Source organism: Pseudomonadota bacterium, assembly GCA_030860485.1.
Taxonomy (GTDB): Bacteria; Pseudomonadota; Gammaproteobacteria; order JACCXJ01; family JACCXJ01; genus JACCXJ01.
Genome location: JALZID010000070.1, coordinates 1 through 13,406, shown reverse-complemented (window position 1 = coordinate 13,406; position 13,406 = coordinate 1). Strand labels below are relative to the sequence as shown.

Annotated in this window: 15 protein-coding genes, 1 tRNA gene and 2 pseudogenes; 9 read left to right on the top strand and 9 right to left on the bottom strand. The window is 62.9% G+C overall.

What is annotated here, in order from left to right:
• Window positions 1-50: 50 nt before the first annotated feature.
• From M3461_04165 to M3461_04150, 4 genes and pseudogenes are all read right to left on the bottom strand, one after another.
• A pseudogene (locus tag M3461_04165) lies at window positions 51-435 on the bottom strand (type II toxin-antitoxin system VapC family toxin).
• 282 nt (window positions 436-717) lie between these two features.
• Window positions 718-1,776: a PilT/PilU family type 4a pilus ATPase gene (locus tag M3461_04160; GenBank protein MDQ3773612.1), complete on the bottom strand. Its 1,059-nt coding sequence runs from the start codon at window positions 1,774-1,776 to the stop codon at window positions 718-720.
• A gap of 72 nt (window positions 1,777-1,848) precedes the next feature.
• Entirely contained in the window at window positions 1,849-3,015 is a 1,167-nt protein-coding gene (locus tag M3461_04155; protein ID MDQ3773611.1) for a PilT/PilU family type 4a pilus ATPase, read from the bottom strand.
• A gap of 36 nt (window positions 3,016-3,051) precedes the next feature.
• Entirely contained in the window at window positions 3,052-4,086 is a 1,035-nt protein-coding gene (locus tag M3461_04150; GenBank protein ID MDQ3773610.1) for a type IV pilus twitching motility protein PilT, read from the bottom strand.
• Between the two features lie 226 nt (window positions 4,087-4,312).
• On the opposite strand from M3461_04150, the gene M3461_04145 reads away from it, so the two are divergent.
• The 4 genes from M3461_04145 (at window position 4,313) to M3461_04130 (ending at window position 6,850) form a co-directional block, all read left to right on the top strand.
• The gene (locus M3461_04145; protein ID MDQ3773609.1) at window positions 4,313-5,011 is read left to right on the top strand and encodes a YggS family pyridoxal phosphate-dependent enzyme; all 699 of its coding nucleotides are present in this window, start codon (window positions 4,313-4,315) and stop codon (window positions 5,009-5,011) included.
• 137 nt (window positions 5,012-5,148) lie between these two features.
• Window positions 5,149-5,979, top strand: coding sequence for a pyrroline-5-carboxylate reductase (gene proC / locus M3461_04140; protein MDQ3773608.1), 831 nt, complete (start codon window positions 5,149-5,151; stop codon window positions 5,977-5,979).
• A complete protein-coding gene (locus M3461_04135) occupies window positions 5,979-6,575 on the top strand; it encodes a YggT family protein (GenBank protein ID MDQ3773607.1) in 597 nt (198 codons plus the stop codon). The genes proC and M3461_04135 overlap by 1 nt, the downstream gene beginning before the upstream one ends.
• Window positions 6,576-6,628: 53 nt before the next feature.
• Entirely contained in the window at window positions 6,629-6,850 is a 222-nt protein-coding gene (locus M3461_04130; GenBank protein ID MDQ3773606.1) for a DUF167 domain-containing protein, read from the top strand.
• Window positions 6,851-6,858: 8 nt separating this feature from the next.
• On the opposite strand, the gene coq7 is transcribed toward M3461_04130, so the two are convergent.
• Window positions 6,859-7,524 (bottom strand): 2-polyprenyl-3-methyl-6-methoxy-1,4-benzoquinone monooxygenase, encoded by a 666-nt coding sequence (gene coq7, locus M3461_04125; GenBank protein MDQ3773605.1) that lies wholly within the window; start codon window positions 7,522-7,524, stop codon window positions 6,859-6,861.
• A gap of 140 nt (window positions 7,525-7,664) precedes the next feature.
• Here coq7 and rplM point away from each other — a divergent pair, with 140 nt between their 5' ends.
• From rplM to M3461_04110, 3 genes are all read left to right on the top strand, one after another.
• Window positions 7,665-8,096 carry a 50S ribosomal protein L13 gene (gene rplM, locus M3461_04120; protein MDQ3773604.1) on the top strand — a complete coding sequence of 144 codons (432 nt, stop codon included), beginning with the start codon at window positions 7,665-7,667 and terminating at the stop codon, window positions 8,094-8,096.
• Between the two features lie 44 nt (window positions 8,097-8,140).
• The gene (rpsI, locus tag M3461_04115; protein MDQ3773603.1) at window positions 8,141-8,533 is read left to right on the top strand and encodes a 30S ribosomal protein S9; all 393 of its coding nucleotides are present in this window, start codon (window positions 8,141-8,143) and stop codon (window positions 8,531-8,533) included.
• A gap of 49 nt (window positions 8,534-8,582) precedes the next feature.
• A tRNA-Gln gene (locus M3461_04110) sits at window positions 8,583-8,656 on the top strand.
• 76 nt (window positions 8,657-8,732) lie between these two features.
• Here M3461_04110 and M3461_04105 read toward each other — a convergent pair.
• Window positions 8,733-9,362, bottom strand: a complete 630-nt coding sequence (locus tag M3461_04105; protein MDQ3773602.1) for a zinc ribbon domain-containing protein — start codon at window positions 9,360-9,362, stop codon at window positions 8,733-8,735.
• Window positions 9,244-9,708: a hypothetical protein gene (locus tag M3461_04100; protein MDQ3773601.1), complete on the bottom strand. Its 465-nt coding sequence runs from the start codon at window positions 9,706-9,708 to the stop codon at window positions 9,244-9,246. Before M3461_04100 ends, M3461_04105 begins: the two co-directional genes overlap by 119 nt.
• An 840-nt stretch (window positions 9,709-10,548) precedes the next feature.
• Between M3461_04100 and M3461_04095 the strand changes: the two genes are divergently transcribed.
• On the top strand, window positions 10,549-11,079 hold the full coding sequence (locus tag M3461_04095; protein MDQ3773600.1) for a hypothetical protein: 531 nt from the start codon (window positions 10,549-10,551) through the stop codon (window positions 11,077-11,079).
• Between the two features lie 1,176 nt (window positions 11,080-12,255).
• Window positions 12,256-12,576, top strand: a complete 321-nt coding sequence (locus M3461_04090) for a hypothetical protein (GenBank protein MDQ3773599.1) — start codon at window positions 12,256-12,258, stop codon at window positions 12,574-12,576.
• A 260-nt stretch (window positions 12,577-12,836) separates the two neighbouring features.
• Here the strand turns inward: M3461_04090 and M3461_04085 are convergent, their stop codons facing one another.
• Window positions 12,837-13,247, bottom strand: a complete 411-nt coding sequence (locus M3461_04085) for a hypothetical protein (GenBank protein ID MDQ3773598.1) — start codon at window positions 13,245-13,247, stop codon at window positions 12,837-12,839.
• Window positions 13,233-13,406: pseudogene (locus tag M3461_04080) on the bottom strand (Ig-like domain-containing protein). The gene M3461_04085 and the pseudogene M3461_04080 overlap by 15 nt, the downstream one beginning before the upstream one ends.

Below are 13,406 nucleotides of genomic sequence, written 5' to 3'. Positions count from 1 at the left end.
CGTTGTCCTCCCCCATAAAAAGGGGATATTGATCTCATCCACCCAAAACGTCAAGCACAGCATGACCCCGACACAACGTGCATCGAACATTGCCGAATAATGTTAAAAATGAGGGGATCCTTAAGGGTCGCCCAGTCTGATCGGTCGTCAGCACGGGAACACCCAAGCGGATGCCCAAGCTCAGACAGGCGCGATCCCCAAGGGACAGGCCGCAGGAGCGAGTCTGGAGCCACAGCCGCCCAGCGGTCTCGGCTTCCTCGGAGTGAAAGGGAGGATGCTGAGCCTCAGGGCCTCCACGTCCTCGCGTAGGCCGTCGACCTCGACGCCACCGGCGATGGATTTCTGCGCCACCTCGGCCCAGTTGACGCTCGAGATCGCGGACTCATCCAACATGGGCTCGATCGTCCCGCTTCCCGGCGCCAGAGCCCGCGCAATAGTCGATGCCCTTCAAACCCGGCGAGGAGCAGGATGGCATCCGCACGTATACTGGCCACGGTCATAAATCGCCCTTTCTTGATCCCTCACCCTAGCCACACTCCGGGAGGGAGAGGGGATCTAAGTCTAAGGAGGCGATTTATGACCCGTGGCCAGTATGCACGGTAGACGATCCGGTAGTTTTTCCGGACAGGGATCTCCGAACGTCGGTGTAGCGGATTTGAGGGGCGGGTGCCGCCCGGAATAGCCGTCGGGATGCGCGGTAGCCCGGTTCGGGAACGCTCAACTGAAGTTGATCTTGGCCTCGAGATTGGTCCGGGAATCGGCGTTCCTCAACGCCTCCTCGAGTTCGATGCGGCCTTCCTTGAAGAGGTTGTACAGGGCCAGGTCGAAGGTCTGCATGCCTTTGAAGCCGCTACTGTCCATGGCGTCCTTGATGCGGTCCAGCTCACCCTTGAGGATGAGGTCGGCGATGTGGGGGGTGTTGATCATGATCTCGATGGCGGCACAGCGTTTGTTGTTCGGCCCGTGCACCAGGCGCTGCGAGATGATGGCGCGGACGTTGGCCGCGAGGTCGAGAAAGAGCTGTCGGCGGTTGTCGAGTGGAAACAGATTGATGACCCGTTCGAGCGCCTGGTTGGCGTTGTTGGCGTGCATCGTCGAGAGGCACAGGTGCCCGGTGTTGCACAGCTCGAGCGCCGCTTCCATGGTCTCCCGATCGCGAATCTCGCCAAGAAATATCACGTCGGGGGCCTCGCGCAGCGCGCTTCGTAGCGCATGTCGATAAGACTGAGTGTCCACGCCGACTTCGCGCTGATTGACGATGCACTTGACGTTCGGGTGCGAGAACTCGACGGGGTCCTCGATGGTCAGCACATGGCTCGCCGATTGGTGGTTGCGGTGGTTGATCATGGCCGCGAGGGTCGTGGATTTTCCCGATCCGGTGGCACCGACCATGAGGATCAGCCCGCGTTTTTGCATGACGAGATCGCCCAGGACCTCGGGTAGTTCCATCTCCTCGAGGGTGGGGATACGGATCGGGATGCGGCGCAGACACATGGCCACGTCCCCGCGTTGCCGAAACACGTTGACGCGGAACCTCCCGCTGCCATCCGCGAGGGCGATCGCGAAGTCGGCCTCCCAGTTTCTCTCGAAGCCCGCCGCCTGCTCCGCGTTCATGACCCCGTAGGCCGCGGCCTGTGTCATCTCCGCGGTGAGCGACGTCTTTCCCACCGACGTCAGCTTCCCTTCGATGTTCAACTTGACCTGGGCCCCCACGGTAAAGTGCAGATCGGAACCCTGTTTCTCGACCAGGAGCCTGAGGTAGGGGGTGATGTCCATCGGGTTCGGCCGGATCGGATTCAGCGGTTCAGGCGGCGTGTGTGTGAACAAGCGATGCTGCCTGGAGTTCCACTAGCGCATCATGACCCGCGCGTTGTCTTCTTCCACGAGACCCATGCCTCCGAGCACCGCCAGCTTGTCCGCGGCCTTGGCGGCCTTGCCCTCGAGCTTGATCCGCAGCCTCAGCTCGTTCACGGAATCCGCATTCCTGAGGGCGTCGTCGTAGGTGATCAGATCGGCCTCATACAAATCGAAAAGCGCCTGGTCGAAGGTCTTCATGCCCAGTTCGTTGGAGCGCTGCATGACCCCCTTGATCTCATGCACCTCCCCCTTGCGGATCAGATCGGAGATGAGAGGCGAATTCAACAGCACCTCGATGGCCGCGACCCTTCCCGCGCCGTTGCGCCGCCGCAGCAGGCGCTGTGACAGCACCGCCTTGAGGTTGAGCGACAGGTCCATCAGGAGCTGATGGCGGCGTTCTTCCGGAAAGAAGTTGATGATGCGGTCTATGGCCTGATTGGCATTGTTGGCGTGCAGCGTCGCCACGGCCAGGTGTCCGGTCTCGGCAAACGCGATCCCGTATTCCATGGTCTTGCGATCCCGGATCTCACCGAGCAGGATGACGTCCGGGGCCTGGCGCAGGGTGTTCTTGAGCGCGATGTCCCAGTCGTCGGTGTCCACGCCGACCTCGCGCTGCGTGATGATGCAGTTCTTGTGCGGGTGGACAAACTCGATCGGATCCTCGATGGTGATGATGTGACCGTAGCTCTGCTGGTTGCGATGATCGACCATCGCCGCGAGCGAGGTGGACTTTCCGGAGCCGGTCGCCCCCACCATGATGACGAGCCCGCGTTTGGCCATCGCGATGTCTTTCAACACCTCCGGCAAGCCGAGTTTCTCCAGGGTCGGGACCTCGGTCTCGATGACGCGCAACACCATGCCGGTATAACTCATGCGCACGAAGGCGTTGCAGCGAAATCGCCCGATGCCGGCCGGCGCAATGGCGAAGTTGCACTCCTTGGTGGCCTCGAATTCCTTGATTTGCCGGTCGTTCATGACAGCATAGGTCAGGGCCTTGGTGTTCTCGGCGGAGAGCCTGGTCTTGGATACCGGGGCGATCTTGCCGTCGACCTTGACCGCCGGGGGAAAATCCACGGTGATGAACAGATCGGAGCCCTTCTTGTCGACCAGGACCTTGAGCAGGTCCCGCATAAACTTGATCGCTTGATCTCTTTCCATACGCCCTCGCTGCGCCTTTCGTGAAAACCCAGCCTCTTAGAACTGGTCCTTGTTGACGGCGAGGACCCTAGCCTCTTGCTTGCTCACGATGTTTCGCCGCACCAGCTCTTGGAGGCTCTGGTCGAGGGTCTGCATACCGTGCTGGGCACCGGTCTGGATCGCGGAGTACATCTGGGCGACCTTATTTTCCCGGATGAGGTTCCGGATCGCGGGGGTCCCGATCATGATCTCGTGTGCCGCGACCCGTCCACCCCCGATCTTTTTGAGCAGGGTCTGAGCGATGACGGCGCGCAGCGATTCGGAGAGCATCGCGCGGATCATGTCTTTCTCCGCGGCCGGAAACACATCCACGACCCGGTCGATGGTCTTGGCCGCCGAGCTCGTATGCAAGGTCCCCAACACGAGGTGGCCGGTTTCCGCGGCCGTGAGCGCGAGGCGTATGGTCTCCAGATCGCGCATCTCCCCGACCAGGATCACGTCCGGATCCTCGCGTAAGGCCGAGCGCAACGCCTCGTTGAAACCCAAGGTGTCGCGATGCACCTCGCGCTGATTGATGAGGCACTTCTTGCTCGTGTGCACGAACTCGATCGGGTCCTCGACCGTCAAGATGTGCCCGTACTCGCTGTCGTTGATATGATTGACCATGGCCGCGAGCGTTGTCGATTTTCCCGATCCGGTCGGGCCGGTCACGAGTACCACCCCGCGCGGGTAATTCGCGATCTCCGCGAAGATCCGGGGGCACTTCAGGTCTTCGAGCGTCAGGATGTCGGAGGGGATGGTACGAAATACCGCGCCCGCTCCTCGATTGTGGTTGAAGGCGTTGACGCGGAAGCGCGCAAGACCCGGGATCTCGAAGGAGAAGTCGCACTCCAGGAACTCCTCGTAGTCCTTGCGCTGCTTGTCGTTCATGATGTCGTAGACGAGCGCGTGGACCTCTTTGTGTTCCAAGGGTGGGACATTGATGCGGCGTACATCGCCGTCCACCCGGATCATGGGCGGGAGACCGGCCGAGAGGTGCAGATCAGAGGCTCCGTTCTTGACCGAAAACGCAAGCAACTCACCGATATCCATCATGATCGCTCACCGTATCATCAGGAGGCTTGTCCCCCTTGCTCTCATCTATCTATGATAGCGCGCCACATGGCCGACGCCGCCGGCAACCTCGACGCTATCGACACCGATGGGCAATTCTTGCAGTGGACCACTGCCCTATTCAATATGGTGGGCCGCCCCCACCCCGGTCGGCCGGTCATCGCTACGCCTCGGCCCGTTTTCAGGGGCGGGGGGTGATTTCCCTGTGGCGGACCCGCCGGTGGACGCGCTGAAACACCTCTTGACCCGGATCGCCGCCGCCGAGGCGCGATCTTCGCGCCCGCGCGGATCGATCGGGTTGATCGCCGTGAGCAAGACGCGCACGGTGCCGGAGATCCTGGCACTCGCGGGGCGCGGCCAGCGCCGGTTCGGTGAAAACTACCTGCAAGAGGCACTTCCCAAGATCGGCGCCTTACAGGGTCAGCTCTTGGAATGGCACTTCATCGGCAGGGTCCAGACCAACAAGAGCGAGCTCATCGCTCGACACTTCTCCTTCGTGCACACCGTCGACCGCGAAAAGGTCGCGGCGGCGCTCGACGTCCACCGGCCGGCCCGCCTGCCTCCACTCGAGGTGTGCATCCAAGTCGATATCAGTGGCGAGCCGAGCAAGTCCGGCGTCGCCTTGACCGATCTGCCGGCCTTGGCCGAAGCGGTGGCCCGCTATCCGCGCTTGCGACTGCGGGGGCTCATGGCCTTGCCGGCCCCGAACCGGGATTTCAACGGGCAGCGCGTCGGCTTCAGGCTTCTGGCCGCGGCCCTGAACGATCTGCGCGACCGGGGCCATGCCCTCGATACCCTGTCGATCGGGACCTCGGAGGACTTCGAGGCCGCCATCTTCGAAGGTGCCACCCTGGTGCGCATCGGGACGGCCCTGTTCGGTCCGAGACGTCTCCGCGCGCGCTGAATACCCACCGAGCCGAGCCCGAACGACCCGAGACGGAACAACCAGTCCCGGCATTACTCGCCGACGCATAGCTGATACACTTTCCGGGACTGGGGGAGCGTGCCGAAGCCGCTCCGGCACAACCGCTTGGGCTCTGCATGAAAGAACCAATCTTCGCCTTCATCGGCGGCGGCAACATGGGGCGCTGTCTCGTCGGAGGGCTCATCGGCGACGGCCATCCGTGCGACCGCTTGCGGGTCTCCGACCCCGACCCCGCACGGCTGCAGGTGCTCCGCGAGCTTTTCGGCGTCCGGACGGGCAACGACAACCGTTCGATCCTCGCCGGGGCCGATGTCGTGATCCTCGCGGTCAAACCGCAGATGGTGCGGGCCGTGGTGGAGGATGTGGCGGAGACGCTCCGCGCACAAGGGCCGCTGGTCCTGTCTATCGTGGCGGGCCTCTCGACTCGTGTCCTCCGTCGTTGGATCGGGCCCGAGGTGCCGATCGTCCGCGCCATGCCCAATACCCCGGCGCTGGTCCGAAGCGGCGCCGCGGCCTTGTATGCGGAGACCGGCAGCGTGGGTCCTGGCCACCGCAACAGCGCCGAGTCCATCCTGCGGGCGGTCGGCTCGACCGTATGGGTCGAGGACGAGGCGCTCATGGATACCGTGACGGCGCTTTCCGGCAGTGGGCCCGCTTATTTCTTTCTGTTCATGGAACTGATCGAGCGCGCTGGGGTGTCGATGGGGCTGGCGCCGGAGTCCGCGCGGCTTCTGACCCTCCAGACCGCCTTCGGGGCCGCCAAGATGGCGCTCGAAAGCGAGACCCCCGCGGCGGTACTGCGCGCCCAGGTCACCTCGCCGGGCGGTACGACCGAGCAGGCGATCAAGACATTCCAGGACTGCGGCATCGAATCGATAGTGACGCGGGCGCTCCGGGCAGCCGAGGCCCGGTCCAGAGAGCTGGGCGCCTGCCTGGGAGAGTCGTGATGGGCGGCGCGTACTTCTCGAACGCCGGGGTGTTCCTGGTCGAAACCGTCTTCGACCTCTACATCCTGGCCGTGATGTTGAGGTTTCTGTTCCAACTCCTGCGTGCCGATTTCTACAACCCCGTCTGCCAGTTCGTGGTCAAGGTGACGACGCCGGTCTTGCGACCGATGCGACGCTGGGTCCCCGGATTCGGTGGTGTGGACCTGGCCGCCGTCCTGCTCATGATCCTGCTCAAAGTGGTGGAGACCGCGCTGAGTAGCTGGATCCAGGGCTACTGGCCCGGCCTCCCGGCCCTCGTCATGCTAGCGGTGGTGGGTCTCCTGCACCTCGCGGTCTATGTGTTCCTGTTCGCCGTGTTCATCCGGGTCCTCCTTAGTTGGGTCGCGCCGGATGCGTACAGCCCCGTCAGCACCCTGCTCGACACCCTGTCAGAACCCCTGCTGCGCCCGGCACGGAGGCTCCTGCCCCCCATCGCGGGCCTGGATCTCTCGCCGATCGTTGTGATCATCCTGTTGCAGCTCATCCTGATGCTCGCCATCGCCCCCCTGGGCGACCTGGCCGGCAGTCTGCTGCCAGCGGGTATCGGCGGTGGATGAATGCCTGGAGCTATGGCTACGGGTGCAGCCGGGGCCGGGCACGGGATCGGTCGTTGGCCGCTACGGTGACCGGATCAAGAATCCGCGTCGCGGCACCCGCCGTCGACGGCAAGGCGAATGTGGTGCTGATCCGCTTTCTGGCGCGGGAATTCGGCGTCAAACAGGGTCATGTCAGGCTCGCGGGCGGGGCTCGCAGTCGGGATAAGCGGGTTGTCATCGACGGCCCGGCCAAGCGGCCGGCATGGTGGACCGGAGCGCCTGCCACCCGGAAATAGCCGCAGGACTAGACCCAATAGGCCGTAGTCGTCATCATCTTCGCGGTCAGGCGCATCAAACGCTTGATAGAAACAGGGAGATCGACCGCACCGCTCTCCACAGCGACCGTGGCGTGATGGGACTCGTCTTTCTTCATCTGCTCCATGATGCCGCGGCTGCGGACATCCCCTTGGGGCAGGCGTGCCATATGACCCTCGAGATGGGCCACGACCTGTCGCTCGGTCTCGGCCACGAAGCCGAGGCTGAAGCGATCGCCGGCCCAGCCCGCCAGGACGCCGAAGGTAAATGAGCCCAGATACCACAGCGGGCATAGATAACTGGTGTGGCCGCCAAGCTCCTCCAGCCGCGCCTCACACCAGGACAGGTGATCGTTCTCTTCGGCAGCGGCCTCCCCCATCCGATCACGCACCACCGGGTCGCTGGCGGTGATGGCCTGCCCATGGTAAAGGGCCTGGGCCGCCACTTCACCCGCGTGGTTGACCCGCATGAGCCCCACCGACACGCGCCGATCGGCTTCGGGGGCATCGTTGTCGAGGGCGACCTGGCCGGGGCTCGGCCTGCCGCCGCGCGGGGGCGGGCCGAATAGGGTGCGCACGCCCTTGTCTAGATTGACGATCAGCGCATCGAGGGGGGTGTAGTGCCTTTCGGTCACGCCTTTTCGACTCGTCTCCATCATCACTCGATTGTAGCACCAAGCCCGGCGCAGCTGCCCACCCATATCGTCGGATCGACCGGGCCCCGGGTCCCGCGGGCCGTCACTTGACAGCACCCGGCTCCCTGCCTACGCTGCCGCTTTGATATAATGCCGCAGTGATGAAGACCTTCGTCGCCACACCCGATACCGTAACCCACAACTGGTACGTGGTCGATGCAGAAGGTCAGGTCCTGGGACGGCTCGCGAGTGAGATCGCCAAGCGCTTGCGCGGCAAACACAAGCCCGAGTACACACCCCACATCGACACCGGCGACTATATTGTGGTCGTCAATGCCACTAAGGTGAGGGTCACCGGCAACAAGGCGCACGCCAAGGTCTATTATTCGCATTCAGGCTATCCCGGCGGTCTCAAGGAAGCGTGCTTCCAGGAGCTACTCGCCAAGGCGCCGCACAGGGTAATAGAGAGGGCCGTCAAGGGCATGTTGCCGAAGGGTCCTCTGGGACGCGCGATGTATCGCAAGCTCAAGGTCTTCACCGGCGCGACGCACAGCCACAGCGCTCAACAACCTCAGGTGCTACGACTGACGTGAGGTCAGAATCCCAAATGTCAGAATCCCAAATGTCAGAATCCCGGATGTCCGAGTCGGTCTATCAGGCCGTAGGGCGGCGCAAGAACGCGACAGCGCGGGTATTTTGCCGGCGCGGCCAAGGGTCGATCACGATCAACCGGCGCAGCCTGGAAGCCTACTTTGGACGAGAGACCGCGCGGATGATCGTACGACAGCCTTTGCAGGCCACCGACCTCGACCGGAGGTTCGACTTCCAGGTCACCGTCAGCGGCGGCGGAATCTCCGGCCAGGCCGGGGCGGTGCGCCACGGTATTACCCGCGCACTCATCGCCTACGACGAAGGGCTCAAGGGCGTCCTACGGCGCGCCGGTCTCGTGACCCGCGACGCCCGCCAGGTCGAGCGCAAGAAGGTCGGGCTGCACAAGGCTCGCAAGCGGCCGCAGTACTCCAAGCGTTAAGGCCTGCCGGGACGCCGGGTGCGCGCCTATCCCCTCCAGTGGAGGAACTTGGGGGATCGTCTAGCGGTAGGACTACGGACTCTGACTCCGTCAACCCTGGTTCGAATCCAGGTCCCCCAGCCAAATCTCAGATTTCGCCGAATTGGCCGTGCTTCCCGCCTCACAGCGGCCGGCGATTGCGGTGGTTCTCGCCAATAAATCAAATGGTTGGCGGAAGGTGGCGACCACCTCGCCGTGCTCCCAGGTACAGTTCGATAGTACAAAGTTGAGCAGGCGGCGTTTTTGGCGCGGTTCCTGGCGCTCGAACAGGCGTTGGGCGTTCCGCGCGAGTTCGAGAAATCTGGACGCCCTCGTCCATGTAGGACTGCTCGGCGGACTCGTGCCGCTCGATCTTCGCGCAAGCAGCGGTTCTGCTCCTCGCGCCACTCGGCGGACATCTTGTCGAAGAAGAGGGCATCCACACGCCCGTCGAGCTTGTCGAGATACATGGCATTGATGCGCTCACCGAGCCGCTTGTGTTCGGCCTGGAGCCGCCGGATCGCCTCCTCGTGCTCGCGCCGTTCATCGGCATGGCTGGCGTGCAGCGCCTCGCGCGCCAGGCCAGCACCTCATCGTCGAACTGGAGCCGGCCGAGCAGCGCGGTGAATTGGCTCTCCAGCACCTCCTCGCGCACATAGCGGCGGCGGCAGGTGGCCGAGTTGCCCTGGCATTTATCGGCGTAGCCGGTGCAGTGGTAATAGACGTAACGCTGCTTCTTGATCTCGCCGACGACCGAGCAGCCGCATTTGGCGCAGGCAATCAGGCCCGAGAAGGCGAAGTCGTGCGTCATACGGTGGTGCTTCCGCTTGCATCGCCGCCTCCGCCGGGGTCAACGCCTCTGCGAGGAGGGCATCGAGCAGATGGCGGCTGTGGTCTTGGGCACCGGTGAGGCTCGCCTCCAGCCGGTCGCACAGTGCCATCAGTTCATCAACCTTGGCGACGATGCGGCGCTGCTCGGCGACCGGTGGGAGTGAGAAAGGTATACGTCGAAAGTTCCCAAGCCCGATCCGCGTGAGCGTCATTCCGTGGTGATGCGCAGCCGCAAACTCTTGAGCGACTAGCGAGTTCAGATAATGAAGCGCAAACCACGATGAGATCCTTGGATGTACTGCGAAGCGATAGCAATCTGCCTTCACGAGGGTTGGCCCAATTGCGCAGCGCGCCCGCTCTTGCCTCGGCGGCGTTCAGGCAGCGGCGCGGTGATGTCGGGCAGGCCATCGACGATCGTTTCGTCCGCAGGAATCGGCCGGCAATGCGGGCGAGTATTACACCCCACGCGCAGCGACTACCACTCGCCGGATCCCCAAGAAGTACCAATGGCGCAACACGTAGGATACGTCACTGTGACACGTGTCCTGTTTCGAGCACGAAGCAATGCAGAGTGGCCAGGGGCCAGGCTCGATATATTCGTGATATACTCAACGCATGCCCCGCCGCCCGTGTGTTCACCTCGATGGAATGCACATCGTGCAGCGCGGCCACAACCGCCAGCCCTGCTTCTTTGGCAAAGAGGACTACTTTACCTACCTTCATTGGTTCGGTGAGTCATTGAAGGATACCGGCTGCAGGTTGCACGCCCGTGCGTAAGGAGTCTGGTCTTGAAATAACAGTTGTTTTAGGGACTTGACCCTGTGAGATCCCCACGCGAAACGGTCTCGGGCCGATGAATGGCCCGCAACTTGACCGAGGACTCGTGTGATTGATAACTCACAGGTCCATCAGTACTGTTCCCTTTGACGAAAAAGGGCGTTTATTCTTCTTATACTTCGGAACGGAGGGAAGACGAATGACCCTTGTTGCGGCCGCCAGCTTTGCGGGGGTGCCACTCCTGTTGGGCGTCAGTGCCGAAGGGAAACCCGTCCGCCCATCGCTCACTGGTCGCGTACCCCCCGGGGGCTGGTACGCACGCAATCGTGAGAGCCAGGAGAAAGCTGATCAGAATCGCTCCGAGGTTAGTTGTCGGCTGGGCGGACACGATGATCGCCGCAAAGGTGGTCGTCAAAGATCTCAGCGCTGCTTGCCAAGCAATGAAGCCAAGCAGGGAGTGGTTGACTGGATATCTCGAGTCGTATCCCTCCGATGATCTCGGGCGTCTCGAGTGTGAGCTGGTTGGGTGGCTCGTCGACGCAGCAGGTCCTGTTTCGTTCTACTGGAACTCCAAGGCTCGCGGCCTAACTCTGGATGCTTCGCCAGCGGTTTGTGGGTCCGGGTCGGTTGACTTTCTCGCACAGTTCGCGGGGCAGGAAATGGCTCTCGTGCGGCCCGCGAATCCAGTCGAAGCTGCCATTCATCAGGGGCTGGCGATCGCCGGACACGTCCTTGGGGTCGAGTTCTATACAGGGGCCAACCTGCGCCTCTTCTACGGGGGCGCAATCGAGATAATCTACTTCAACGGAACGACCTTTGAACAGTTGGATGACGTCACCTTCATTTTCTTCCAGCCGGACCTCGACTTCGCGCGGCGTGTCATCGATCCTCGTGTGGCAAAGATCAATTTTCACCTTTGATATCTCGATGACGACTACCTTGTCGTCGACGTCACGGACTCTAGAGATGTGCCTGCGGGTACGAATCCGCGACAAGAGTGTCACATCCTAACGCCAGTGCATAAGGAGTTCACCTCGGCATACCAGCCTCGCGGTTATCAGTCGATGTGAGCTAGCAGGTACTGCAGCTTTTTGTACGTGCCAGTGTCAGGACTAGGGCAGATCGTGTTGGTCCTGGTTACCGTTGGCAACGATGACAACGGACTCAATCAGGTTTTCTCAGAGCTTCGAGAGCGGAGCATTGTCGAAAGAATGGCTTGAGCTTAGTCAACGGTTCTCTCAGGAGGTCGGATCCGCTCTTGAGACTGTGGTGTCCCGATTCAGACGCGACGGACCACAATGAGATCAAGTCGTCTTGCGTGAGGAGTCTGGTCTTGAAATATCAGTTTTTGTTATATTTAGACACTTGACCCATTTGCCCGCAAGGCTTCCAGCGCGGAAGTCAGCCGCCATAGCGGGACCGGCCGACAGCACGACAACCAACGCACCACATAACAAGATGGATTTGATCACTGCACGCAAGCAGCGCAGTCCCCGACGCTGACGTTGATCTGGGCCGCCAGCGCCGCTGGCGCCTGGCCGAGGGCGCAGAGGAGGGCAATGCCCCCGAGCGAGCGGGGCCACCGGTGTTGCAGGGCGCTCCGCGCCGGTCGGCGCGAGACCGGGCATCCCGCCGGCCCGCGCCAGCTCCTCGTGGAACCGGCTCAAGGCATCGGGATCGGAGTGGGATGAAGGGTTGGGGTTCAGCATGGCGATCTCCTTAACGCCGGGCTTGAATTTCCGGACTACGGGGAGATTCTGTTCGGCGTCGGGGTAGATGTGTCCGTGGGCGGCCGGGTGGGCGAAGCCCACTCCTGCGATCTACCGGCGCGTGTAGCATACGGCACCTGCCGACCGTGATACATCCCTCATTTGTGGGGTCACAGACCACCCCTCCCCTTACTACCGGTGCACGATCGCCGAACCCGGCACTTGGCACCTGGAAACGGCGCCGCCTGACAAGCGGAATGCATACCTGCTCTTAGGTGATTCGAGCAGCAGTCCGAGCGCCGCATGGCAGAGCAGGGCCGCGGCGGACCTGCGGAGTGAATCCATGTCGAGCGCACCACCTCCATCCCGCGCGCCGCCGCATCGACGATGGCGGCCTCGGAAGGCGTTACCCCGGCGAGCAGGTTCGCGCGAGCCCCCTCGCAAACCTTTCGCAAACCCGGCTCGCACGGCGCCCGAGAGGTCCCGGGTCCACCCGTTCGCCTTCGCGCGCTTGCGAATGGCCGTGGGCGCGCAGGTGATCGGTACGACTGCCGACCGGAACGCCGGGGTGGCGACCTCCAGTCCCTCGCGACCGCGCTCAGCACGGAGATCGCGGGCGTGATCACGCCACGAACCCGGCTCCGCAGCGGCGCCCAAGAGGTCCCGGACCGCATCCGTGCACGGTATCAGACCGCCTTCGAGGCGTGAGGCAGCCTCGATCGCCTCGCACGCGCGCGCGGGGGGCGTGCGAGCGGACCACCTCGACTCCGCGCGCCGCCGCCGCATCGACGATGGGGGCCTCGGAAGGCGCTACCCCGGCGATCAGGTTTGCGCGAACCCCTCGCAAACCTTTCGCAAAACCGCCTTCGACGCGTGGGGCAGGCCTTGATCGCCTCGCACGCGCGCGCGGGGGGTGCGAACCGCGGGGCGGGACACACGGGATACCCCGAGCTAGGCGGATCTCGGGGTCAGGGCACGCGGGTCCTCCTTTCGCAGCGTCTGGCCTTATCGGTACCGCTTCCGCCGTCGCATCGATCGAAACCCGATCCCCCGTCCATGACGTCGTTGCCGCTTTGTCCGAACAGCCGATCCCGGCCTGTTCCTCCCTTGAGGACATCGTTTCCCGCACCTCCGAACAGCTTGTCGTTGCCGCGATTGCCGTACAGCTTATCGCGACCCGGACCACCGCAAATCACGTCGTCGCCGCCGAGGCCGAAGATCGTGTCGTTTCCGGCCAGGCCATGGATGACATCATTGCCCGGGGTCCCGACAAGATAATCGTTGCCATCGGTCCCGACGATGGTCGCCGGCAGTCCGTTACATAGGACCGGAGGCTGGGCCGGAGCCTGGACCGAAGTGTTGCCCGAGACGGTGCCCAATGTCGCCGAGATTGTGGTGGTGCCAGTGGCCGTGCCCGCCGTTGCCAATCCCGCGCTATTGATAGTGGCCACCGCCGTATTCGAGGAGGCCCAGGTTACCTGACTGGTGATGTCCTGCGTACTATTGTTTGAGTAGGTCCCGGTGGCTGTGAACTGCTG

What these genes read in the sequence shown, in the direction of transcription:
- M3461_04160 (MDQ3773612.1), bottom strand. Translation starts at nt 1,776, where the DNA reads ATGGACATCACCCCCTACCTCAGGCTCCTGGTCGAGAAACAGGGTTCC.
- M3461_04155 (MDQ3773611.1), bottom strand. Translation starts at nt 3,015, where the DNA reads ATGGAAAGAGATCAAGCGATCAAGTTTATGCGGGACCTGCTCAAGGTC.
- M3461_04150 (MDQ3773610.1), bottom strand. Translation starts at nt 4,086, where the DNA reads ATGGATATCGGTGAGTTGCTTGCGTTTTCGGTCAAGAACGGAGCCTCT.
- proC (MDQ3773608.1), top strand. Translation starts at nt 5,149, where the DNA reads ATGAAAGAACCAATCTTCGCCTTCATCGGCGGCGGCAACATGGGGCGC.
- M3461_04135 (MDQ3773607.1), top strand. Translation starts at nt 5,979, where the DNA reads ATGGGCGGCGCGTACTTCTCGAACGCCGGGGTGTTCCTGGTCGAAACC.
- coq7 (MDQ3773605.1), bottom strand. Translation starts at nt 7,524, where the DNA reads ATGGAGACGAGTCGAAAAGGCGTGACCGAAAGGCACTACACCCCCCTC.
- rplM (MDQ3773604.1), top strand. Translation starts at nt 7,665, where the DNA reads ATGAAGACCTTCGTCGCCACACCCGATACCGTAACCCACAACTGGTAC.
- rpsI (MDQ3773603.1), top strand. Translation starts at nt 8,141, where the DNA reads ATGTCCGAGTCGGTCTATCAGGCCGTAGGGCGGCGCAAGAACGCGACA.
- M3461_04105 (MDQ3773602.1), bottom strand. Translation starts at nt 9,362, where the DNA reads ATGACGCACGACTTCGCCTTCTCGGGCCTGATTGCCTGCGCCAAATGC.
- M3461_04095 (MDQ3773600.1), top strand. Translation starts at nt 10,549, where the DNA reads ATGATCGCCGCAAAGGTGGTCGTCAAAGATCTCAGCGCTGCTTGCCAA.
- M3461_04090 (MDQ3773599.1), top strand. Translation starts at nt 12,256, where the DNA reads ATGGCGGCCTCGGAAGGCGTTACCCCGGCGAGCAGGTTCGCGCGAGCC.